Source organism: Streptomyces sp. yr375 (assembly GCF_900110755.1).
GTDB lineage: Bacteria > Actinomycetota > Actinomycetes > Streptomycetales > Streptomycetaceae > Streptomyces.
In genome coordinates this window covers 19,093-40,250 of sequence record NZ_FOFF01000065.1, presented here as the reverse complement: position 1 = coordinate 40,250, position 21,158 = coordinate 19,093, and the positions used below count along the sequence as shown (strand labels likewise).

The following is a 21,158-nucleotide window of genomic DNA, read 5'->3' as shown; positions in this document are numbered from 1 at the left end:
CCCCGGGCCGGTCACACCATACGAATCAGCGACCCGCGAAGTACGGGACTAGCCGATCAGCCGACCTTCCACCGATGAGTTTCCGGCGGTCGTGCCGTCTACCTGTCGACGAAGGGAGCGCACCATGCGCAAGATCATTGTTTGTACGTTCCTCACGCTGGACGGCGTCATGCAGGCACCGGGCGGGCCGGACGAGGACGCCGAGAGCGGCTTCGAGCACGGCGGCTGGCAGAAGCCGGTGGACGACGACGAGGTCGGCACCGCCATCGCCGGTTGGTACGAGCACGCCGACGCGATGCTGCTCGGCCGCAAGACGTACGAGATCTTCGCGTCGTACTGGCCGACCGCCGACCCCGACAACCCGTTCACCCATCGGATGAACAGCATGGACAAGTACGTGGCGTCCCGGACCCTGACGTCCGTCGAGTGGCAGAACTCCACGCTGCTGGAGGGCGATGTCGTCGACGCCGTACGCAAGCTGAAGGCGTCCGACGGCGGCGACGTCAACGTCGTCGGCAGCGGCGACCTCGCCCAGACCCTCATGCGCCACAACCTCGTCGACGAGTACCGGCTGACCATCCACCCGGTGATCATCGGCACCGGCAAGCGGCTGTTCGCCGACGGAGCGATCCCCACCGCACTGGAGCCGATCAGCGTCTCCACGACGAAGGGCGGTACGGTCGTCGCCGTCTACCGCCCGAACGGCAAGCCCAGCTACGACAGCTACTGAGCTCAGGGTCGGCCGGACCACACTCCTGGCCCCCGCCCGTCAGGCAGCCCGGGCCTCGGACTTCGCACCGGCGCCGGCGTCGAGGCCGACGTCCGGGCCGAGGTCGGGGTCGGGGTCAGGTACGGCCTCCTCGTCCGGCAGCCGCCGCATCAGCGCCCCGTACCCCACCCCCGCCGCCGTCCCCACGACCGCGCACATCCCCCACAGCCACTGCGCGCCGTAGTGGTCGATGACGAAGCCGGACGTCAGTGGGGCGATCAGGGAGGCGGCGGCCCAGGAGAGGGTGTACATGCCCTGGTAGCGGCCGCGGCCGTGGACGGGGGAGAGGCGGACGACGAGCCCGGTCTGGGTCGGCGCGTTGACGATCTCGGCGAGGGTCCACACGCAGATCGTCAGCGCGAAGACGCCGACCGACCCGGCGAACGCGGTGAGCCCGAAGCCGTAGCCGGCGAGGACGGAGGAGACGACCAGCAGCCGGCGCGGATCGCGGTGCTCGATGAACCGGGTGACGGGCAGTTGCAGCGCGACGATCAGCACGCCGTTGACGGCGATCGCCATGCCGTAGTCGGCCGGTGTGAACCCGGCCGCGCCCATCGCCACGGGCAGCCCCACGGACCCCTGCTGGAAGATGAGCGCGACCAGGAAGGACAGTCCTACGACGGACATGAACCGCCCGTCGCGCAGTACGGTCCCCAGCCCGACGGAGTCCTCCCGGGCGGCCTTCTCCTGCTGCCGGGGCCGCGACTCGGGCAGCTTGAGGAAGACGACGAGCGCGCACACCAGCGTCATCCCGGCCTCGGCGAGGAACCCGGCGCGGTAGCTGACCTCGGCGATGAACCCGGCGGCCGTGGACGAGACGGCGAAACCGAGGTTGATGGCCCAGTAGTTGAGGGAGAACGCGCGGACCCGGTCCTCGGGCCGCACGATGTCCGCCATCATCGCCTGCACGGCAGGCCGGGAGGCGTTCGAGGCCATCCCGACGAGGAAGGCGACACCGGCGATGGCGAGCGGGTCGGTCACGAACCCGAGCAGCGCGACGGACAGGGCGGTGGAGGTCTGCGCGATCAGCAGCGTGGGCCGCCGCCCGAGCCGGTCCGCCATGACCCCGCCGCCGAGGGAGGAGACCACCCCGCCGAGCCCGTGGAGCGCGGCGACGAGTCCGGCGTAGGAGGCGGAGTAGCCGCGGTCGAGGGTGAGGTACAGCGCCATGAACGTGGCGACGAACGCGCCGAGCCGGTTGACGAGCGTGCTGGTCCACAGCCACCAGAACTCGCGGGGCAACCCGGAGAGCGTCTTGCGGAGGGCGCGTCTCGAAGCGGCGGCGACAGGCATGCGGATCCCCCGGGTTGTAAGCGGCGCAGACAGCATGCAGAACTTACGAGGAGAGCCCCGGGAGAGCCACTCAATTAACGGATCCAGTCAACCGACGGGGGGAACTTTCGCGGCCCCGCCCCGTCCCCTGTCCGCTGTGCGAGCGGGCGCACAACCGATCGGAGCGGTGGATTACGCTCATACGCATGGCCGACGCACCGTACAAGCTGATCCTCCTCCGCCACGGCGAGAGCGAGTGGAACGCGAAGAACCTGTTCACCGGCTGGGTGGACGTCAACCTGAACGAGAAGGGCGAGAAGGAGGCAGTCCGCGGTGGCGAACTCCTGAAGGACGCCGACCTTCTCCCCGACGTGGTCCACACGTCCCTCCAGCGGCGCGCGATCCGCACGGCCCAACTGGCCCTCGAATCCGCCGACCGCCACTGGATCCCCGTCCACCGCTCCTGGCGCCTGAACGAGCGCCACTACGGCGCCCTCCAGGGCAAGGACAAGGCGCAGACCCTCGCGGAGTTCGGCGAGGAGCAGTTCATGCTGTGGCGCCGCTCCTACGACACCCCGCCGCCCCCGCTCGCGGACGACTCGGAGTTCTCCCAGTCCGCCGACCCGCGCTACGCGTCCATCCCCCCGGAGTTGCGCCCGCGCACGGAGTGCCTGAAGGACGTCGTCGTCCGCATGCTCCCGTACTGGTACGACGGCATCGTCCCGGACCTCCTGTCCGGCCGTACGGTCCTGGTCGCCGCCCACGGAAACTCGCTCCGCGCCCTCGTCAAGCACCTCGACGGCATCTCCGACGCCGACATCGCGGGCCTGAACATCCCCACGGGCATCCCCCTCGCCTACGAACTCGACGCCGACTTCAAGCCGTTGACCCCGGGCGGCACCTACCTCGACCCGGACGCGGCAGCAGCCGCGATCGAAGCGGTCAAGAACCAGGGCAAGAAGAAGTAACCTTTGCGATCATGCCCCCGACCTGCGATTTCCTCGCGGGGCGGGGGCTTTTCGCTGGGCCGAGGTGCCGGATGGGGCCGCCGTCAGGGCCCGAGGAAGTCCGGCGGCGGCTGCTCCCTTGCCTCTGCCTCGGCCCCCACCTGACGAAGTGCCGCAACCGCCGCCTCGGCATCTTCCCGCGGCACGCCGGCGAGCACCACGGCGGGTATCCGCACCGCCAGAACCTTGCTGTGCCAGAGGCTCAGCCCCGTCAGCCGGCGTACGACTCGGGCGACGTCCAGCACACGGACACCGGGGTCGGTGAGCACCACGTCGTGAGGGACGTCGTCGCACACCAACAGGAAGTACTCGTCGCCCAACGTCCTCCCGCCCTTCCGTGGCCCGGAGCGTACGAGCTCTCAGCCATCGGTTTCACCCATGCCTACTTGACGTCCCTTCGGGCGCGAGGAGTGGTTCAGCGTACTCATCGGCGGCCGTAGATCACCATGGCCGACAAGGTCGTGAAGTAGGCCGGTAGGGCTGTTGGGGTGTCGGTCAAGGGGAAGCGGGCGCCCAAGTGGCCGTCTGGGCGGATGACGAAGGCTGTTGGGGTGTTTGCGTCTGCGCCGTAGAGGTGGGCGAAGGTGCCGGTGGTGTCTCGGTAGGCGGGGAACGGCAGGGTCGTGGGGGAGGACGGGGTGGTTTCGCGGGGGAGGATCGCGATGGGGGTGATGGGGGGTGGGGGTGGTTCGGGCGGTGGTTCTGGTCGGGTTGTGGCTGCCTTCGCTGCTGCGGATATTGCCGTCAAGTCCGTGCCGTAGAGGAGTAGTACGTGGTCTGGGCGGTTGCGCAGGATGTCCAGTAGGCGCCAGGGGTAGGTGGCCGTGGGGGTGGTCAGGCCGGGGCAGTCGGGGGCGCGGTCGCCGGGTTGGGGGGCCTCGGGTGGGCCGTAAGGGTGGGTGGCCAGGGGGCCGGTGCGGTAGGTGATGAGGAGTTGGGCCTCGCGGAGCAGGACGGTGCGAGGGTCGTCGGGGTCGGATTCGATGCCCTGGGTGGCGTGCCGGACAGTGCGGCCGACGACCTCCTCGCCGATCGGGCGGCGCTCGGCGTCGTAGGTGGTGAGGAGAGCGGGGCCGGCCTCGCCCCGGAGGACCAGGGCGAGTTTCCAGGCCAGGTTGCAGGCGTCCTGGATGCCGGTGTTCATGCCCTGGGCGCCGGTCGGCGGGTGGATGTGGGCGGCGTCGCCCGCGACGAAGACCCGCCCGTCGCCGTAGCGGTCGACGATGCGGTGACTGATGCGGAAGACGGAGGACCAGCGGAGGTGGGAGAGGGGGGTCGGTTTGGGGGCCAGGCGGTCCACTACCGCCTGGAGGTGGTGCAGTTCCGGTTTCGGTGTGCCGTCGTTCCCCAGACCGTTTTCCAGACCGTGGAGCACGGCATCTTCATCGCCGCCGCCGTCGCCGTTGCTTGTTTTGAGTTCCGGTGGGACCAGCATCGACATGCGGTAGCGGGCCGTGCCCGGTAGGGGGATGCAGACCAGTAGGTCGTCGGTGGCGCCGTCGGGGGTGTGGTGGGTGGAGCGGAGGCCGTAGCCGGGGGGCAGGTCCCAGTCGGCCTCGACATCGCCCAGCATGTACTCCTCGGCGAAGGCCGCCCCCGCGTAACCGAGGCCCAGCCCCTTGCGCACCGTGCTGTGTGCTCCGTCGCAACCGATCAGATAGCCGGCCCGCAGCTCCGCCTCGGCGCCGGAGGCGGCGCGCAGGCGGGCGGTGACTCCGTTCTCGTCCTGGGTGAACGACAGCAGCTCGGTGCCGCGTTCGATGCGGGTGCCGAGGCCTGCGACGTACTCCTCGAGCAGGCGCTCGGTCTCGTACTGCGGGAGCACGGCGAACTCGTACGGCACCTCGGGTGGCAGGGCGAGGTCGATGCGGGCCCGCTCGCGGCCGTTGACGTAGATCAACTGGCCGCGCAGCACGGCGGCGGCCTCCAGGACCGTGCGGGCCAGCCCCATCCGGTCCCAGATCTCCAGCGTGCGCGGCTGGATGCCGACCGCCTTCGCGTACGGGAGGCGGGCGGGCAGGCGGTCGACGAGCCGGCAGCGCACCCCGTGCCGGCACAGTTCGGCCGCCGCGCTCAGCCCCACCGGGCCGGCGCCCGCGATCAGTACGTCCGTCGTCGCCCCGGTGTGCGCCACCGGCGCCTCCGGGCTCACACCGCCAGCGGAACCGGGTGGATCTCGTCCGCCTTGTGGCCGGTGCGTTCGTGGACGCGTTGGACGGCCTCGGCCGAGGGGCCCTCGGAGAGGCAGTAGACGGTGCCGGACTCCGGGTCAGCCCAGGCGTGTGCGAAGTGCACGCCCTCTTCGCCCTCGATGGCGAGGTCGGCTTGGTGGGCCTCCAGGAGCTGGTCGGCCGTGATGCCCTTCATGTTGTGGTGGACGTCCATGAAGCGGGTCATGACTGCCCGCCTCCTTCCATTCCCTAGGGGACACGGGGCCTCCCCTTCCCCCTTCCCCCCTCCCCCTTCATGCTGCGCCCGCGCATCCCCTGCGGCGACCGCACGACGGTATGACCGTACGACGAAGGGCCCCGGCGCCACTGTCGGTGCCGGGGCCCTTCGACCACGTATCGCTTCGTGCCGCCTCAGCCGCACTGGCAGGGGCTGCCCGACTGGCACCCGCAGCCGCACCCCGAACCGCAGCCGCACGCGCCGATCAGCATCAGGTTCCTGATCTCGGCGGGCCGCTCGGTCGGGCGTTCCTGCGTGGGGTCGGGCGTGGGGGTGCTGGGGGACTCGGCCATGGGTTCCTCCCGGAGGCGTAGGGCCTGTGCCCATTGCATGCCCGCTCCACTGGGCGCATCAACGGCGCATCAGCGGCGCACAGTGGCTCGCGTACGCCCCAGCCCCTCCGGTCAGGCCCCCTTTTCGGGCCCCTCCAGGCTCCTTCAGGCCCCTTTCAGGCCCCTTTCAGGCCCCCTCGGCTCCCGCTTCCGGCCCGCCCGAGGGCTGGATCTCCGGCTGAAGGTCCGGCTGGAGCTCGTCCGCGTGCTCGCCCGTCACCAGGAACACCACGCGCTTGGCGACGGCCACCGCGTGGTCGGCGTACCGCTCGTAGTAGCGGCCCAGCAGTGTGACGTCGACGGCCGTCTCGATGCCGTGCTTCCAGCGGTCGTCGATCAGGTGCTGGAAGAGCGTGCGGTGCAGGAGGTCCATCTCGTCGTCGTCCTGCTCGAGCTGGAGTGCCATGTCGACGTCCTTGGTGATGATGCACTCCGCCGCCTTCGCCATCAGGCGCTGCGCGAGCTGGCCCATCTCCAGGACGGTGGCGTGCAGGTCGTGCGGCACCGCGCGGTTCGGGAAGCGCAGCCGGGCGAGCTTCGCCACGTGCTGGGCGAGGTCGCCGGAGCGCTCCAGGTCGGCCGACATGCGCAGCGACGTGACGACGATCCGCAGGTCCGTCGCCACCGGCTGCTGCCGCGCCAGCAGCGCTATGGCCTTGGCCTCCAGGTCGTGCTGGAGCTCGTCGACCTTCTTGTCGGCCTCGATGACGCTCTCGGCGAGCTTGAGGTCGGCGTCGAGAATGGCGGTCGTGGCGCGTCCGATCGCCGACCCGACCAGCCGGGCCATCTCCACCAGGCTGTCGCCGATCGAGTCCAGTTCCTCGTGGTACGCGTCCCGCATCAGGATTTCCCTCTCGTACGTCGTTGTTCTCAGGGTTCGGAGCCGGGTTCGGGTTCGGTTCGGGTCTTGGCCTGGGGCTTCCGTTCCGGACCCGGTTCCAGGGGTCGGAACCGGCCGCGGAACCGAGGCGGGAACCGGCCGTGAAACCGGTGCCGACCAGCCGTGAAACCAGTGCCGCGAACCCCACCGTGCCACGGTCCGCCCCGTACGCGTCGATTTCCGTCACCTCAAATGAACCACCACTGGCTCCAAGGTGAACTCTGGGCGACGAGTGTTCGAGCTCGCACCTCGATGGCTGTGGCCAGGACGCAACCCGTGCCTAACCTGGGTGCATGGACGTGAACGCGGCGGTCGCCGCAGCGGCAGCGATCGCCGGGGTGCTCACCGGTGTCATCGCCATGCTGGCGTTCCGCTGGAGCGAACGGGAACAGAAGCGCCCCACGCGCACCTCTCTCCACACGGACCCGGTGCTTCCGCCGGGCGTGGACACCGTCCTGTCCGTGCTCCGCTCCTCCGCCGTCGTCCTCGACGAGGCCGACGCCGTCGTCAAGGCGAGCTCCGCCGCGTACGCCCTCGGGCTGGTGCGCGGCGGCCGGCTCAGCGTCGATCCGATGCTGAAGATGGCGCGGGACACCAGACGCGACGGGGAGATACGCCAGGTCGAGCTGGACCTGCCCCGGCGCGGCACCGGGCGCGGCGAGGCCCTCGCCGTGTCCGCCAGAGTCGCCCCGCTGGGCTCGCGGCTCGTGCTGCTCCTCGTCGAGGACCTCACCGAGGCCCGTCGTATCGAGGCGGTGCGCCGCGACTTCGTGGCGAACGTCAGCCATGAGCTGAAGACCCCGGTCGGCGCGCTCTCCCTGCTCTCCGAGGCCGTCATGGACGCCTCGGACGACCCCGAGGCGGTGGAGCGGTTCGCCGGCCGGATGCAGATCGAGGCCACCCGGCTGACCAGCCTGGTCCAGGAGCTCATCGACCTGTCGAGGGTCCAGAACGACGATCCCCTCGAGGACGCCGAACCGGTCGGCGTCGACGAACTCGTCGCCGAGGCCGTCGACCGCTGCCGGCACCAGGCCGGCACCAAGCAGATCACCATCGCCGCCGCCGGCACCGCCGACCTGCGGGTCTTCGGCAACCGGGGGCAGTTGGCCGCGGCCCTCGGCAACCTCGTCGAGAACGCCGTCAACTACTCGCCGGCCCGCACCCGCGTCGGCATAGCCGCTCGCAGGGTGAGCGCGTCCGGCGGGGACCTGATCGAGATCGCCGTGACCGACCAGGGCATCGGCATCTCCGACAAGGACAAGGAGCGCATCTTCGAGCGCTTCTACCGCGTCGACCCGGCCCGCTCCCGCCAGACGGGCGGTACGGGCCTCGGGCTGGCCATCGTCAAGCACGTGGCCGCGTCGCACGGCGGGGAGGTCACGGTGTGGAGCGCCGAGAACCAGGGCTCCACGTTCACCCTGCGCCTCCCGGAGGCGGGCGCACACCGCGACCGCGCGCACCGGTTCCCGGACCCGGACGAGATCGACGAACTGGACGAGGCCGACGACCTCGACGACTCCGGTGACCTCGCCGAGGCCACCCGCTCCCCGCGCTCCGCCCGCTCCTCCCCTCACCACTCACCCCACCCACCCCAAACAGCACCCCGCGCCTCTTCCACCGACCCGTCCGCGTACCAGACGCTTTCCGCCCCGGAGGTCCATCCGTGACCCGAGTGCTCGTCGTCGAGGACGAGGAGTCCTTCTCCGACGCCTTGTCGTACATGCTCCGCAAAGAGGGCTTCGAGGTCGCCGTCGCGACCACCGGGCCCGACGGGCTGGACGAGTTCGAGCGCAACGGCGCCGACCTCGTCCTCCTCGACCTGATGCTGCCGGGCCTGCCCGGCACGGAGGTCTGCCGCCAGTTGCGCGGCCGCTCCAACGTCCCCGTGATCATGGTGACGGCCAAGGACAGCGAGATCGACAAGGTCGTCGGCCTGGAGATAGGAGCCGACGACTACGTCACCAAGCCCTTCTCCTCGCGCGAACTGGTCGCCCGTATCCGGGCCGTCCTGCGCCGCCGCGGCGAACCGGAGGAGGTCACTCCGGCAGCCCTGGAGGCCGGCCCGGTCCGCATGGACGTCGACCGCCACGTCGTGACGGTCTCCGGCTCCAAGGTCGACCTCCCCCTCAAGGAGTTCGACCTCCTGGAGATGCTGCTGCGCAACGCGGGCCGCGTCCTGACCCGCATGCAGCTCATCGACCGCGTCTGGGGCGCCGACTACGTGGGCGACACCAAGACCCTCGACGTCCACGTCAAGCGCCTCCGCGCCAAGATCGAGCCCGATCCGGGCGCGCCCAGGTACCTGGTGACGGTGCGGGGCCTGGGCTATAAGTTCGAGCCGTAGAGAGCGATCCTGCGGCCGGCCGTCGGACGGAGTCCGGCGCAGCACTCCGAAGCCCGCGCAGCGGTGCGAGGGGTGCGTCGAGGACGGTGCTCGAGCCGTAGGCCGGCCTGTAGGGCCTGTAGATCCGGCCTGTAGATCCGTGTACGTGTGAAGGGCGGTACCCCACTCGGGGTGCCGCCCTTCACATGTGTACGAGGTTCAGCTCGACCTCAGTGGGTCGTTGCCGTGGTGTCCGACGGGCTCGGGGACGCCGTGTCCGACGGGGCACCCGACTCGGCGGTGCCGCCCGCGGTCGCCGACTCCGAGGGCGAAGCCTTGCCGGACGGCGACTGCGAGGTCTTGGGGGACGCGCTCGGCATGTCGGTCGGCCCCCACGACGAGAAGTAGCTCTCGGAGGGGACGACGAAGGCGCGCAGGCTGACCTCGCCGGTGTCGCTGAAGGTGAAGGTGACCTTCTGCGCGTTGCCGTCCCGGACGGCCTCACGGCTGCTCGGCAGGACGGCGGAGGCGTTGTTCGCGCCGCCGATCACGACCGAGCCGCCGGCCGGCACGGTCAGCTTGCCCTTGCCCTTGGCGGGCTTCAGCTCGGCGGACTTGCCGGTGCCGTCGACGGTGATGGAGTCCAGCGTCTGGGCGGTCTTCCCGGTGTTGAAGACGGTCGCCGAGATCACGGCGGGACCGGTCGACTCCAGGTCGGGCTGGGTGATGACGACGACGTTCTGCAGCTTGATGTCGCCGACGCTGGTGGCGGCGTTGTCCGGCTTGATCTCCAGGGTCTGGGAGTCGTTGCCGGCCCCGCAGGCGGCGAGCGAGGCGATCGAGAACGCGATGGCGGAAGCGGCGAGGGCGCCACGTCGAAGGCTGCTGCTCACGGCGGCGGCAACTCCTTGAACACGCGGGCGGCTTTTCCTGTGACTACAGCCGTCCTAAGGGTCTGTCAACGGCCCTTAGGTTACCGAGCCGTTCCCGAGCCATCGCACCCGACCCGCCTCTAGAGCGTTCCTGGGCGTTCCGGGGCCCCGGCGGACACCCTGCTTGTCCTCCGTCATCCCCGCCCCGACCACCCCGGGCGACCCATGAGTCACATTGGCTTCACCACTCGTCTTCCTGCCCGTCTTCCCACTCCTCTTCCCGCTCGTCTGCCATTCACATAAGCGCCTCCGACACCCGCGCACGGATTTTCCGTGAAGGAAAACGAGACGATCACCGGAATTGATCACGGGCCCGGTCGAAGAGTGGATGATCAATTCCGGAAACGACTCGTATCCGGCCGCGCGCACCGAACGGAGTAGCGGAAGTCGCACGCTTGGAAGCGGACATTTACGGACGTTCAACCGCTCGCGCGGGCCTCCGGATGTGTGTACCGTGCGCGTTTCTCCCCCCTCGGAGAGCCGCTCCGACCTGCGAATACCTGCTTCCGGAGGCCCTCCGCAGCACGTTCCTGTCGCTGTTGTCAAGCCCCGAGATATGCCCTGACCTGCGAAAACGCCATTCAGAACCCGTAGTTTCCGTGTTACCCTGGATAGCCACGGAAGGGGTACCTGTCACATGACGTTCAAGGTTGGCGACACCGTGGTCTATCCCCATCACGGGGCCGCGCTGATCGAGGCTATCGAAACTCGCCAGATCAAAGGCGTGGACAAGACCTACTTGGTGCTGAAGGTCGCCCAGGGTGACCTGACGGTACGTGTGCCAGCGGACAATGCGGAGTTCGTCGGCGTACGTGATGTGGTCGGTCAGGACGGGCTGGACCGGGTCTTCGAGGTGCTGCGCGCGCCGTACGCCGAGGAGCCCACGAACTGGTCGCGTCGGTACAAGGCAAATCTGGAGAAGCTCGCCTCCGGCGATGTCATCAAGGTCGCGGAAGTCGTGCGTGACCTGTGGCGTCGTGAGCGCGAGCGCGGACTCTCCGCCGGTGAGAAGCGCATGCTCGCCAAGGCTCGCCAGATCCTGGTGAGTGAGCTCGCTCTCGCGGAGAACACCAACGAGGACAAGGCCGAAGCGCTGCTCGACGAGGTTCTCGCGTCCTGACATCGGTCGTCCTGACACCGGTGCCCGAGACCGGTCTCAGCACGCTGAAGAACGCGCACACAGCACACTGAAGAACACCGAAATGCCGCGGTGCCCGATGACGTATTTCCCGTCGCCGGGCGCTGCGGCATGTTCGTGTCCGGTGCGTGTCCGGAAATCGCCGTATCCCCCGGTACTTCAGTACCTCCCCGGTACTTCGATACTGGTGTGCCGGGCCCGGGCCGCTGCCTCGACCAGTGCGTCACGGAAGGGTCGGTCAAGGCGTCGCGCCCGGCACTTCCCAGGCCATACCCACGCCAGGCCAGCACACAAACCTGACAGGAACCGATGTCTGACGATTCGCGTCCCACCCCCGCGCCCGCCCGCACGGCCGCGGTGATTCCGGCCGCCGGCCGCGGTGTACGCCTCGGTCCGGGCGCCCCCAAAGCGCTCCGCACGCTGAGCGGCACGCCCATGCTGATCCACGCGGTGCGCGCCCTGGCCGCCTCCCGCGCCGTCTCCCTTGTCGTCGTCGTGGCCCCGCCGGACGGCACCGCCGAGGTCAAGTCACTGCTCGACGCGCACGCGCTGCCCGACCGCACCGACTTCCTGGTCGTCCCCGGCGGCGAGTCCCGCCAGGAGTCCGTGAAGCTGGGCCTGGACGCGCTGCCCCCCGGCCACGACATCGTCCTCGTGCACGACGCCGCCCGCCCCCTCGTCCCGGTGGACACGGTGGACGCCGTCATCGAGGCCGTACGCGACGGCGCACCGGCCGTCGTCCCGGCGCTGCCGCTCGCCGACACCGTCAAGGAGGTCGAACCGGCCGCGACCCCCGGCGACCCCGAGCCGGTCGTCGCCACCCCCGAACGCGCCCGGCTGCGCGCCGTCCAGACCCCGCAGGGGTTCGACCGCGCGACCCTGATCCGGGCCCACGAGACGGTCACGGACAACGTCACCGACGACGCGAGCATGGTCGAGCAGCTCGGCCTGACGGTCGTGGTCGTGCCCGGCCACGAGGAGGCCTTCAAGGTCACCCGCCCCCTCGACCTGGTCCTCGCCGAGGCGGTCCTGGCCCGCAGGAGGCTCAACGATGGCTTCTGAGACGACCTCCGGGACGAGTTTCGCGGGGATGCCGCTGCCCCAGGTCGGCATCGGCACCGACATCCACGCCTTCGAGGAGGGCCGCGAGCTGTGGTGCGCGGGCCTGAAGTGGGAGGGCGAGGGACCCGGCCTGGCCGGGCACTCCGACGCCGACGTCGTCGCGCACGCCGCCTGCAACGCGCTCTTCTCCGCCGCGGGGCTCGGCGACCTCGGGCAGCACTTCGGCACCGGGCGCCCCGAGTGGTCCGGCGCGTCGGGCGTCACCCTGCTCACGGAGGCCGCCCGGATCGTCCGCGCCGCCGGGTTCGTCATCGGCAACGTCGCCGTACAGGTCGTCGGACCGCGGCCGAAGATCGGCAAGCGGCGGGACGAGGCGCAGAAGCTGCTGTCGGAGGCGGCCGGCGCCCCCGTCTCGGTATCGGGCGCGACGACGGACGGCCTCGGCTTCCCGGGCCGCGGCGAGGGTCTGATGGCGGTGGCGACGGCGTTGGTGGTGCGACAGGCGTGAGTGTGCCAACCAAGGGGCGCGGGGAACTGCGCGGCCAACCCCCCACCGGCCCGCAGCCGAAATCGGTCCAATCGCCGGAAGGCGTGAGGCATCGCCGCGCGCCCACTACCCTGGTGTGGTGACCATTCGCCTGTACGACACCAGCGCCCGGCAGATCCGTGACTTCGCCCCGATCCTGCCGGGTTGCGTCTCGATCTACCTCTGTGGCGCCACGGTGCAGGCGGCCCCGCACATCGGCCACATCCGCTCCGGCCTGAACTTCGACATCATGCGCCGCTGGTTCGACTACCGCGGCTACGACGTCACGTTCGTCCGCAACGTCACCGACATCGACGACAAGATCATCGCCAAGTCGCACGACCAGGGCCGCCCCTGGTGGTCCATCGGGTACGAGAACGAGCGGGCGTTCAACGACGGCTACCAGGCCCTCGGCTGCCTCCCGCCGACGTACGAACCGCGCGCCACCGGGCACGTCCCGGAGATGATCGAGATGATGCGCGGCCTCATCGAGCGCGGTCACGCGTACGAGGCCGACGGCAGCGTCTACTTCGACGTGCGCTCCTTCCCCGGCTACCTGGAGCTGTCCAACCAGGACGTCGACGACCTGCGCCAGCCCTCCGAGGAGGGCATCACCGGCAAGCGGGACCCGCGAGACTTCGCGATGTGGAAGGCGACCAAGCCGGGCGAGCCCGACTGGGAGACGCCGTGGGGCCGCGGCCGGCCCGGCTGGCACCTGGAGTGCTCGGCGATGGCCCACAAGTACCTGGGCCCGGCCTTCGACATCCACGGCGGCGGCCTCGACCTGATCTTCCCGCACCACGAGAACGAGATCGCCCAGGCCAAGGCCTACGGCGACGAGTTCGCCCGGTACTGGGTGCACAACGCCTGGGTCACCATGAGCGGCGAGAAGATGTCGAAGTCCCTCGGCAACTCGGTCCTGGTCAGCGAGATGGTCAAGGCGTGGCGTCCGATCGTCCTGCGCTACTACCTCGGCACCCCGCACTACCGCTCGATGATCGAGTACAGCGAGGAGTCGCTGCGCGAGGCCGAGTCGGCGTTCGCGCGGATCGAGGGGTTCGTGCAGCGCGTCATCGAGAAGGCCGGGGGGGTCGTCGAACCGGCGGCCGAGGTGCCGCCCGCCTTCGCCGAGGCGATGGACGACGACCTGGGCGTCCCGCAGGCGCTGGCCATCGTGCACACGACGGTCCGGCAGGGGAACTCGGCGCTCGCCGCCGACGACAAGGAAGCCGCCGTGGCCCGCCTCGCCGAGGTCCGCGCCATGCTCGGCGTCCTCGGTCTGGACCCGCTCGACCCGCACTGGGCCGGTGACGAGAGCCGGGGCGAGGACCTGCACGGCGTGGTCGACAGCCTCGTACGACTCGTCCTCGACCAGCGGGAGTCGGCGCGCGGGCGCAAGGACTGGGCGACCGCCGACGCCATCCGCGACCAGCTCACCCAGTCCGGCCTGACCATCGAGGACGGCCCCCAGGGCCCGCGCTGGAGCCTCGGCCCGCGCTAGCCCCTCTTCTAGATCAAGTGTGCCGCCCGGCCTTCCGGGCGGCACACTGCATAAGACGCAGACAGTTTTTCGCACACGTACGTCGTACGTACGTCGTACGTACGAAGCTCACGGAGACGAGTTACTCATGGCAGCCAACAACCGCCGCATGTCCGGCAAGAAGGGCGCGCAGGTCGGCAGTGGCGGCCAGCGGCGTCGAGGCCTGGAGGGCAAGGGTCCGACCCCGCCCGCCGAGATGCGCAAGAAGCACAAGGCGAACCGCATCGCGAACGCCAAGGCGAAGCAGGCCGTGCGCCGGCCCGCGGCGCGCGGCCGGGGCGGCAAGGGCACGTCCGAGATGGTCGTCGGCCGCAACCCGGTCGTCGAGGCGCTGCGCGGCGGGGTGCCCGCGAGCACGCTCTACGTCCAGCAGTTCATCGACAACGACGAGCGGGTGCGCGAGGCGTTGCAGCTCGCGGCCGAGCGCGGCGGCATCAACCTCATGGAGGCCCCGCGCCCCGAGCTGGACCGCATGACCAACGGCCTCAACCACCAGGGCCTGGTCCTCCAGGTCCCGCCGTACGAGTACGCGCACTCCGAGGACCTGGCCGCGGCCGCCTACGACAACGGCGAGGACCCGCTGATCGTCGCCCTCGACGGGGTGACCGACCCGCGCAACCTCGGTGCCGTCGTGCGTTCCGTCTCCGCCTTCGGCGGCCACGGCGTCGTCGTGCCCGAGCGTCGTGCGGCCGGTATGACGGCCGGCGCCTGGAAGTCGTCCGCCGGTACGGCCGCCCGGACCCCGGTCGCCCGTGTCACCAACCTGACCCGCGCCCTGGAGGCCTACCGCAAGGCCGGCATCGTCGTGGTCGGCCTGGCGGCCGACGGCGAGCACGAGGTCGGCGACCTGGCCGCCCTCGACGGCCCGCTCGTCATCGTCGTCGGCAGCGAGGGCAAGGGCCTCTCGCGGCTGGTCGGCGAGACCTGCGACTACCGGGTACGGATCGCGATGCCGGGCGGCGCGGAGTCCCTCAACGCGGGTGTCGCGGCGGGCATCGTCCTGTACGAGGCGGCTCGGCGCAGGGCCTGACGGCTGCCTGGCTGGCATGTGGCAGGGGTGATGGGGTGGGGCTTGCGGGGGCTGAACGCGCGTCCGTAAGTTCACCCGAACGGTTTAATCCTGGCGTGTAGAGCAACCTTGACGGAGTCCGGACAGATCCGGCGGGTCAAAGCAGTGTCCTAAACACACGTCACTCGGTTAGATGAGTGTGGACACCAGAACACCCCGCACTCCCACGGGGGACCGCTCGTCGGGATTCGACGACGCTCCCGCGCTGAGCATGGTGAAGGTGCCGAGCGATCCGGCGCAGATCATCGTCAGCCACGTGAGCTTCCGCGTGCAGTTGGGCGCGTCGGCGCGGCGTAACCAATCCCCGCGGATCGCCCGGCACGTGAGCGCCATCGATGACACCGCGCGCATCCCCGTCGTCGGGGCGGCGGGCAGAGCGGGGGCCGCTGCCGGTGGCCGTCGGCGGGCCGTCGTCTGGAGCGGCAAGTCCGCGCCGGACGACACCGGGGCGCACCGGCTGCTGCAGGCCGTGCGGGCAGGCAGCGTCGGCCACGGCGAACCGCCCGCCGCCGACGCCGGCGCCACCCAGGTCATCCCCCGCGTCGGCGCGGACGACAGGGACTACGACGGCGACCTCGCCGCGCAGACCCTCGAGACCCCCGTCGTCGGCGCGCAGCGCGCCCCCGTCGCCGGCGAGCACCGCCTCCTGCCGCACATGCGCACCGTCGGCAGCGCCTACGACGAACCCGCCTACGACGACGCCCAGTTCGAGGACTTCGGGGAGGCCGACGGCGGCCTCCACCAGGACCAGGAGGGGGACCGGGACCGGGGTCCGCGTACCCGGCGGCAGGGTGACGACCCCGCCCGGCACGCCTACTATCCCGGCCGCCGGATGAACCTGGGAGTGGTGCTCCTCCCGCTCCGGATCTTCCTCGGCTTCATCTCCATCTACGCCGGCATGGGCAAGCTGTGCGACCCCGTCTACTTCGACGGCGGCAAGCGCGGCTCGATGGTGAAGTGGCTCAACACCCTGCATCCGTGGGAAGTCGCCGAGCCGCTGCGCCAGTTCGCCCTGCACCACCCGGTCGGCTCCGGTCTCGTCATCGCCTTCCTCCAGGTCGTCGTGGGTGTTCTCACGGTGCTGGGGTGCTGGCAGCGGGTCGCCGCGGTCGTCGGGGCCGGGCTCTCGGCCGCGCTCATCGTCACGGTGAGCTGGAAGACCGTCCCGGTCTACGACACCCCCGACATCATCTATCTCGCCGCCTGGTCGCCGCTGATCATCGCGGGCGCGCCCGTCTACTCGGTCGACGGGCGGCTCGCCGCGGGTGCCTGGCGGCGGCTCGGGCCGCGGTCCGACCTGTGGGAACTGCGCCGGTACGTGCTGCGGCGGGGGGCGCTGGTCACCGCGATCGCCGTCGGGCTCACGCTGCTCGTCGGCTCGCTGCTCGGCGGGGCCGTGCGCGACTCCGACCGGGTCATCGTGCCCGGGCCCGGTGAGCCGCCGCGCAACGAACTGCCCGGTATGCCGCTGCCGGAGAAGTCCGGTACGCGCGACACGGCCTCCCGGACGCCGTCCGCGTCCAGCTCGCCGACCCAGGGGGCGACTTCGGCCGCGCCGACGGCTGGGGCGGAGAGTGAGCCGTCCGCGGCTCGGGATTCCGCGACGGCGGGTTCGGATGCGGGTGCTGGTGCCGGGGCGCCCAGTCAGACCCAGGGGACTGCCGGGCAGGCACCGCCTGAGCGGGCCACTCCCGTGGAGCAGGCGCCGAGTAGTAGTTCGGGGCCGTCGTCCGGGGGCGCGAGCAGCTCTGGCGGGTCGAGTGGTTCCGGTGGGTCCGACGGTGGCGGTTCGTCGTCGTCCGGGCAGCCTGGGCTGGTGGGCGGACTGCTCGGGTAGCGGGTCTCGTTCACGGCCGCGGGCCGGTGGGGGCTGGTCGCGCAGTTCCCCGCGCCCCTAAAGACGGTGGGGGTGCCGTGCGCTTACCAGCGCACGGCACCCCCACCGTCGTATGAGCGGTGCTTGTCGGTGCGCGGCACCCCGCTGTCGTGTCAGGAACGCTTGTTGGTGCGCGGCACCCCGACCGTCGTGTCAGCAGCGCCTGTCAGCGCGCGGCACACCGTCGCCCCTAAGGGGCGCGGGGAACTGCGCGACCAGCCCCCACCGGCCCGCAGGTGACGACACGACGGTCTCCTGCCCGACTGTCAGCGACCCAGCGCTGCCAGTTCCTTTGCGGCTTCCGTGAGGTCCTTCGCTGTGTCGATGGCTCGCCAGTACGCGCCCTGGGGGATGGGGTAGCCGGCCAGGCGGAGTTCTCGGGCCAGGTGGGGGAACGTGGTGCGTTCGTGGTCGCCGAGGGTGGGGAGGAGGTCGGCGAAGGCGGGGGAGAAGACGTAGACGCCCGCGTTGATCTCGTAGGTCGTGGGCGGGGCTTCGATGAAGTCGGTGATGTGGCCGAAGCCGTCCGTCTGCACCGCGCCCCAGGGGATGCGCGGGCGGGCGAGGGCGACCGTCGCCACGGCGTCGCGCTCGGTGTGGAAGTCGGCCATCTCGCGCAGCGAGAAACGGGTCCAGATGTCGCCGTTGGTGGCGTACCAGGGCCGGTCGGGGTGGGGGAGGTGGGCGGCCGCGTACTTCAGGCCGCCGCCGCGGCCCAGAGGCTCGGACTCCACGACGGTGGTGACCTTCACGGGCAGCTCGGCCGACTTCAGCCAGTCGTCGAGGACTTCGGCGAGGTGGCCGCAGGAGACGACGACGTCGGTCACGCCCTCCTCGGCGAGCCAGCCGAGCTGGTGGCCGATGATCGGCGTCCCCGTGCCGGGGATCTCGACCATCGGCTTGGGGCGGTCGTCGGTGTAGGGGCGCAGCCGGGACCCCTGGCCACCGGCCAGGATGACGGCTTGCGTGGGGTGGGACGCGGCGTGCGGATCGGTCATGCCCGCACTGTACGTGCCGCCCGTCGCCGGGTGCGTGGCTCCCCCGGTGGGAGGGGAGCCACGCGGTCCGGTGGGGCGGGAGAGGGGGTGGGGGTGGGGGCTCAAGGCCCCGGGGCCTTAGCCGTGTGCCGCCAGGACGCCCGAGGCGAAGGCGGTGTCGCACACCGGGCGGGCGTACGACTGCGCTCGGGACGGCCCGTACATGCGGACCGCGGCGCGGCCCAGGGCGCGGGCGATGGAGGCGCAGTGGCCGGCCAGCGACGGCTTGCCGTTCACCGCGGCCTGGAGGTGGGTCAGGGCGACGCCCGGATCCTTCTCCTGGAGCTCGGTGAGCAACTGGTCCCGCAGGACGTCCTGCGGGGCCTTGGCGGCGTCGGCGGCGTGCTGCGCGGCCTGGTGCGCGGTGGAGACGTCGGAGGCGGTGAGCACCGAATCCGAGGGGTCCCCCGACCAGTTGACCCGGGTGACCGCGAGGGTCCCGGAGAGCACCATGACTACGGGCAGGACGAGGGCGAGCGAGCGGCCGATACGGCGGGCTGGGCCGCCCCGGCCGCCGCGCGCGCGCTGGGTGGTGGAGTGGTTCGCGGAGTGCTTCACGCGTGAGAGGGTAGCGTGCAGTAATGATTTGGCGACATTTAGTCACCCATACGGGGGATGAAGCTGTGCTCCCTTTTGGGTAAGGGGTTGACGGGGCATGGGTGAAATGTCCGCCGTGTTGGGGATTTTCCGGGCACGAGAAAGGGCCCCGCAGCAGGCTGCGGGGCCCTTTTCGTCAACCTGGGTGAATTACCCGGGTTTAATCAGCCGTTTCGTGGCGTCGTAGGTCGCGCCGCGCCGTCAGTCCGAGAGGCGCTCGCCCGTCGACGTCGAGAACACGTGGGTCTCGCCGCCGCGCGGGACGACGTGCAGCGTGCTGCCCTTCTCCGGGACGTCACGGCCGCCGACGCGGACCACGAGGTCCTTCGACTCGTCGCCGACCTGGGCGGTGCCGTAGACGAAGGCGTCGGAGCCGAGCTCCTCGACCACGTTCACGACGACCGCGAGGCCCTTCTCGACGCCGGTGGCCACGTCGAAGTGCTCGGGGCGGACGCCGACGGTGACCGTCTTGTCGGTGGCGGCGGAGAGCGCGTCACGCTGCACCGGCACCACCGCGTTGCCGAACTTCACGCCGCCGTCGGTGATCGGGACCTCGACGAGGTTCATCGCCGGGGAGCCGATGAAGCCGGCGACGAAGAGGTTGGCGGGGCGGTCGTACATGTTGCGCGGGGTGTCGACCTGCTGGAGCAGACCGTCCTTGAGGACGGCGACCCGGTCGCCCATCGTCAGCGCCTCGACCTGGTCGTGGGTGACGTAGACGGTGGTGATGCCGAGGCGGCGCTGGAGCGACGCGATCTGCGTGCGCGTCGAGACGCGGAGCTTGGCGTCCAGGTTGGACAGCGGCTCGTCCATGAGGAAGACCTGCGGCTCGCGCACGATGGCGCGGCCCATCGCGACCCGCTGGCGCTGACCGCCGGAGAGGGCCTTCGGCTTGCGGTCCAGGTAGTCGGTGAGGTCGAGGATCTTCGCGGCCTCCTCGACCTTCTGCCGGATCTCCGCCTTGTTGACGCCGGCGATCTTCAGCGCGAAGCCCATGTTGTCGGCGACCGACATGTGCGGGTAGAGCGCGTAGTTCTGGAACACCATGGCGATGTCCCGGTCCTTCGGCGGCAGGTGCGTGACGTCGCGGTCGCCGATGCGGATCGCACCGCCGTTGACGTCCTCGAGCCCCGCGAGCATGCGGAGCGAGGTGGACTTGCCGCAGCCGGACGGACCGACCAGGACGAGGAACTCACCGTCCGCGATGTCGATCTCCAGCGCGTCGACGGCGGGCTTCGTGGAACCCGGGTAGATCCGGGTCGCCTTGTCGAACGTAACAGTGGCCATGGCTGTGAGGCCCCCTTCTACCGGCAGGAACGTGCCGGACGATCCGTTGTAGGAAGGTGGTTGGTGTAGTCCACATGAGCGAACTGGGTCAGGACGGTACCTCGCGTTCGCCTGATCTGTCAGTACCTGGAGGCATGTGAACTTCGCGGAAATTTTCGACGGGCCGCCCCGGTGACCTGGGTACACTGCACGGGCACGCACGTGAGTCACGCGCGCACGCCTCCTTAGCTCAGTTGGTAGAGCACCGCTCTTGTAAAGCGAAGGTCGTCGGTTCGAATCCGACAGGGGGCCCTCTTCCTTCCCAGCTCAGGCCGTATCCGGCCCCGTTCCTAGATCATTCCGAGGGGTCTGCGTGAGCGGTGTGTGAGCATCTGTGCTCTTCCGGGCCCACCGCGCCTTCCTCGTCGTCATCGGCCTGGGCGGGGCCGGATACGGCGGACTCGGCATCGTCGGCAACCCGCGCTACGGCACAGCCCGGGGCCTGGCCGACCTGACCCAGCACATCCCCCTCGACGCGCTCGGCTGGATGTGGGTGGCCTGCGGTCTCCTGGCCGCCTCGTGCGGTCTCGTCGTCAACTGCCCGCGCGTGCAGGCTCTCGGGCTCACGGCGCTCGGCGTCCCGGCCGGGCTGTGGGCCGGAGTGTTCACGGCTGCTGCTGCCGGGCCTTTCCCGCCGGCGGTCGGATCGGCTTGCGGCTGGGGGGCGTACACCATCGGCGTGGTGCTGGTGTCCGGGATGGACGACCCGCCTGCGCCGCACCTGAGAAAGGTTCGACGCTGATGGATGTGGGGGCCCAGTCGGGCGGCGCGGTGGCGCTGGTGGTGGGGCTGGTGGTGGGGCTGCTGTCGTGGACTCAGTCGCGGGCGACGAACCGGCGCGCGGACTTCACGGCGATCAAAGCGGCTGGACAAAAGGTGAAGGAGGAGCGGACGCAGCGGAAGCTGCTGACCCGCGCCTACCTGGACCTCCGCCTGTGGGCTCGGCGCGTCGGCCCCGACACCCCGGCTGGCCCGGCACCTGAACCGTCTGCAGACCTCGACCTCACACCCTGGCGCCCATGAA

The 21,158-nt window shown here is 70.5% G+C and carries 22 protein-coding genes and 1 tRNA gene; 13 read left to right on the top strand and 10 right to left on the bottom strand.

The features are described from left to right. The first annotated feature begins 124 nt into the window (after positions 1–124). Positions 125–730 carry a dihydrofolate reductase family protein gene (locus tag BMZ82_RS36400; RefSeq protein WP_093781680.1) on the top strand — a complete coding sequence of 202 codons (606 nt, stop codon included), beginning with the start codon at positions 125–127 and terminating at the stop codon, positions 728–730. A 39-nt stretch (positions 731–769) separates the two neighbouring features. Here BMZ82_RS36400 and BMZ82_RS36395 read toward each other — a convergent pair whose 3' ends face one another. Continuing rightward, a complete protein-coding gene (locus tag BMZ82_RS36395) occupies positions 770–2,062 on the bottom strand; it encodes an MDR family MFS transporter (RefSeq protein ID WP_093781679.1) in 1,293 nt (430 codons plus the stop codon). A 185-nt stretch (positions 2,063–2,247) separates the two neighbouring features. On the opposite strand from BMZ82_RS36395, the gene BMZ82_RS36390 reads away from it, so the two are divergent. After that, positions 2,248–3,009 (top strand): phosphoglyceromutase, encoded by a 762-nt coding sequence (locus BMZ82_RS36390; protein ID WP_093781678.1) that lies wholly within the window; start codon positions 2,248–2,250, stop codon positions 3,007–3,009. An 83-nt stretch (positions 3,010–3,092) separates the two neighbouring features. Here BMZ82_RS36390 and BMZ82_RS36385 read toward each other — a convergent pair whose 3' ends face one another. The 5 genes from BMZ82_RS36385 to phoU form a co-directional block, all read right to left on the bottom strand. Next, positions 3,093–3,368, bottom strand: coding sequence for a ribosomal protein L7/L12 (locus tag BMZ82_RS36385; protein ID WP_093781677.1), 276 nt, complete (start codon positions 3,366–3,368; stop codon positions 3,093–3,095). Positions 3,369–3,472: 104 nt separating this feature from the next. Beyond that, positions 3,473–5,200: an FAD-dependent monooxygenase gene (locus tag BMZ82_RS36380; RefSeq protein WP_371271350.1), complete on the bottom strand. Its 1,728-nt coding sequence runs from the start codon at positions 5,198–5,200 to the stop codon at positions 3,473–3,475. Next, positions 5,197–5,445 carry an SCO4226 family nickel-binding protein gene (locus tag BMZ82_RS36375; protein WP_093781676.1) on the bottom strand — a complete coding sequence of 83 codons (249 nt, stop codon included), beginning with the start codon at positions 5,443–5,445 and terminating at the stop codon, positions 5,197–5,199. The genes BMZ82_RS36380 and BMZ82_RS36375 overlap by 4 nt, the downstream gene beginning before the upstream one ends. A 185-nt stretch (positions 5,446–5,630) precedes the next feature. After that, positions 5,631–5,789, bottom strand: coding sequence for a hypothetical protein (locus tag BMZ82_RS41085; RefSeq protein WP_177244840.1), 159 nt, complete (start codon positions 5,787–5,789; stop codon positions 5,631–5,633). A 166-nt stretch (positions 5,790–5,955) separates the two neighbouring features. Then, positions 5,956–6,669, bottom strand: a complete 714-nt coding sequence (gene phoU / locus BMZ82_RS36370) for a phosphate signaling complex protein PhoU (RefSeq protein WP_093781675.1) — start codon at positions 6,667–6,669, stop codon at positions 5,956–5,958. A 332-nt stretch (positions 6,670–7,001) separates the two neighbouring features. Between phoU and BMZ82_RS36365 the strand changes: the two genes are divergently transcribed. Beyond that, entirely contained in the window at positions 7,002–8,375 is a 1,374-nt protein-coding gene (locus BMZ82_RS36365) for a two-component system sensor histidine kinase PhoR (RefSeq protein ID WP_093781674.1), read from the top strand. Further along, the gene (locus BMZ82_RS36360; protein WP_015659563.1) at positions 8,372–9,052 is read left to right on the top strand and encodes a two-component system response regulator PhoP; all 681 of its coding nucleotides are present in this window, start codon (positions 8,372–8,374) and stop codon (positions 9,050–9,052) included. The genes BMZ82_RS36365 and BMZ82_RS36360 overlap by 4 nt, the downstream gene beginning before the upstream one ends. Positions 9,053–9,261: 209 nt before the next feature. Here the strand turns inward: BMZ82_RS36360 and BMZ82_RS36355 are convergent, their stop codons facing one another. After that, complete coding sequence (locus tag BMZ82_RS36355; protein WP_093781673.1) at positions 9,262–9,924, bottom strand: copper chaperone PCu(A)C domain-containing protein; 663 nt, start codon at positions 9,922–9,924, stop codon at positions 9,262–9,264. A gap of 676 nt (positions 9,925–10,600) precedes the next feature. On the opposite strand from BMZ82_RS36355, the gene BMZ82_RS36345 reads away from it, so the two are divergent. From BMZ82_RS36345 to BMZ82_RS36320, 6 genes are all read left to right on the top strand, one after another. Then, positions 10,601–11,083 (top strand): CarD family transcriptional regulator, encoded by a 483-nt coding sequence (locus tag BMZ82_RS36345; RefSeq protein ID WP_003953493.1) that lies wholly within the window; start codon positions 10,601–10,603, stop codon positions 11,081–11,083. Between the two features lie 327 nt (positions 11,084–11,410). Further along, a complete protein-coding gene (gene ispD, locus BMZ82_RS36340; protein ID WP_093781671.1) occupies positions 11,411–12,163 on the top strand; it encodes a 2-C-methyl-D-erythritol 4-phosphate cytidylyltransferase in 753 nt (250 codons plus the stop codon). Further along, complete coding sequence (gene ispF / locus BMZ82_RS36335) at positions 12,153–12,671, top strand: 2-C-methyl-D-erythritol 2,4-cyclodiphosphate synthase (protein WP_177244839.1); 519 nt, start codon at positions 12,153–12,155, stop codon at positions 12,669–12,671. The genes ispD and ispF overlap by 11 nt, the downstream gene beginning before the upstream one ends. A 118-nt stretch (positions 12,672–12,789) precedes the next feature. Further along, positions 12,790–14,190, top strand: a complete 1,401-nt coding sequence (gene cysS / locus BMZ82_RS36330) for a cysteine--tRNA ligase (protein WP_093781682.1) — start codon at positions 12,790–12,792, stop codon at positions 14,188–14,190. Positions 14,191–14,317: 127 nt separating this feature from the next. Then, positions 14,318–15,259, top strand: coding sequence for a 23S rRNA (guanosine(2251)-2'-O)-methyltransferase RlmB (gene rlmB / locus BMZ82_RS36325; protein ID WP_093781669.1), 942 nt, complete (start codon positions 14,318–14,320; stop codon positions 15,257–15,259). A 172-nt stretch (positions 15,260–15,431) separates the two neighbouring features. After that, on the top strand, positions 15,432–17,135 hold the full coding sequence (locus tag BMZ82_RS36320) for a DoxX family membrane protein (RefSeq protein WP_177244838.1): 1,704 nt from the start codon (positions 15,432–15,434) through the stop codon (positions 17,133–17,135). 305 nt (positions 17,136–17,440) lie between these two features. Here the strand turns inward: BMZ82_RS36320 and BMZ82_RS36315 are convergent, their stop codons facing one another. The 3 genes from BMZ82_RS36315 to BMZ82_RS36305 form a co-directional block, all read right to left on the bottom strand. Next, on the bottom strand, positions 17,441–18,172 hold the full coding sequence (locus BMZ82_RS36315; RefSeq protein ID WP_093781667.1) for a nucleotidyltransferase family protein: 732 nt from the start codon (positions 18,170–18,172) through the stop codon (positions 17,441–17,443). Positions 18,173–18,289: 117 nt separating this feature from the next. Further along, positions 18,290–18,769, bottom strand: coding sequence for a hypothetical protein (locus BMZ82_RS36310; protein WP_093781666.1), 480 nt, complete (start codon positions 18,767–18,769; stop codon positions 18,290–18,292). 240 nt (positions 18,770–19,009) lie between these two features. Further along, a complete protein-coding gene (locus tag BMZ82_RS36305) occupies positions 19,010–20,095 on the bottom strand; it encodes an ABC transporter ATP-binding protein (RefSeq protein ID WP_093781665.1) in 1,086 nt (361 codons plus the stop codon). Positions 20,096–20,313: 218 nt separating this feature from the next. On the opposite strand from BMZ82_RS36305, the gene BMZ82_RS36300 reads away from it, so the two are divergent. The 3 genes from BMZ82_RS36300 to BMZ82_RS36290 all read left to right on the top strand — a co-directional run bounded on the left by BMZ82_RS36300 (position 20,314) and on the right by BMZ82_RS36290 (position 21,157). After that, a tRNA-Thr gene (locus BMZ82_RS36300) sits at positions 20,314–20,386 on the top strand. 82 nt (positions 20,387–20,468) lie between these two features. Beyond that, positions 20,469–20,876 carry a hypothetical protein gene (locus BMZ82_RS36295; protein WP_093781664.1) on the top strand — a complete coding sequence of 136 codons (408 nt, stop codon included), beginning with the start codon at positions 20,469–20,471 and terminating at the stop codon, positions 20,874–20,876. Next, positions 20,876–21,157 (top strand): hypothetical protein, encoded by a 282-nt coding sequence (locus tag BMZ82_RS36290; protein ID WP_093781663.1) that lies wholly within the window; start codon positions 20,876–20,878, stop codon positions 21,155–21,157. Before BMZ82_RS36295 ends, BMZ82_RS36290 begins: the two co-directional genes overlap by 1 nt. Position 21,158: the final 1 nt, after the last annotated feature.

What these genes read in the sequence shown, in the direction of transcription:
- BMZ82_RS36400 (WP_093781680.1), top strand. Translation starts at nt 125, where the DNA reads ATGCGCAAGATCATTGTTTGTACGTTCCTCACGCTGGACGGCGTCATG.
- BMZ82_RS36395 (WP_093781679.1), bottom strand. Translation starts at nt 2,062, where the DNA reads ATGCCTGTCGCCGCCGCTTCGAGACGCGCCCTCCGCAAGACGCTCTCC.
- BMZ82_RS36390 (WP_093781678.1), top strand. Translation starts at nt 2,248, where the DNA reads ATGGCCGACGCACCGTACAAGCTGATCCTCCTCCGCCACGGCGAGAGC.
- BMZ82_RS36375 (WP_093781676.1), bottom strand. Translation starts at nt 5,445, where the DNA reads ATGACCCGCTTCATGGACGTCCACCACAACATGAAGGGCATCACGGCC.
- BMZ82_RS41085 (WP_177244840.1), bottom strand. Translation starts at nt 5,789, where the DNA reads ATGGCCGAGTCCCCCAGCACCCCCACGCCCGACCCCACGCAGGAACGC.
- phoU (WP_093781675.1), bottom strand. Translation starts at nt 6,669, where the DNA reads ATGCGGGACGCGTACCACGAGGAACTGGACTCGATCGGCGACAGCCTG.
- BMZ82_RS36365 (WP_093781674.1), top strand. Translation starts at nt 7,002, where the DNA reads ATGGACGTGAACGCGGCGGTCGCCGCAGCGGCAGCGATCGCCGGGGTG.
- BMZ82_RS36345 (WP_003953493.1), top strand. Translation starts at nt 10,601, where the DNA reads ATGACGTTCAAGGTTGGCGACACCGTGGTCTATCCCCATCACGGGGCC.
- ispD (WP_093781671.1), top strand. Translation starts at nt 11,411, where the DNA reads ATGTCTGACGATTCGCGTCCCACCCCCGCGCCCGCCCGCACGGCCGCG.
- ispF (WP_177244839.1), top strand. Translation starts at nt 12,153, where the DNA reads ATGGCTTCTGAGACGACCTCCGGGACGAGTTTCGCGGGGATGCCGCTG.
- rlmB (WP_093781669.1), top strand. Translation starts at nt 14,318, where the DNA reads ATGGCAGCCAACAACCGCCGCATGTCCGGCAAGAAGGGCGCGCAGGTC.
- BMZ82_RS36320 (WP_177244838.1), top strand. Translation starts at nt 15,432, where the DNA reads ATGAGTGTGGACACCAGAACACCCCGCACTCCCACGGGGGACCGCTCG.
- BMZ82_RS36315 (WP_093781667.1), bottom strand. Translation starts at nt 18,172, where the DNA reads ATGACCGATCCGCACGCCGCGTCCCACCCCACGCAAGCCGTCATCCTG.
- BMZ82_RS36305 (WP_093781665.1), bottom strand. Translation starts at nt 20,095, where the DNA reads ATGGCCACTGTTACGTTCGACAAGGCGACCCGGATCTACCCGGGTTCC.
- BMZ82_RS36290 (WP_093781663.1), top strand. Translation starts at nt 20,876, where the DNA reads ATGGATGTGGGGGCCCAGTCGGGCGGCGCGGTGGCGCTGGTGGTGGGG.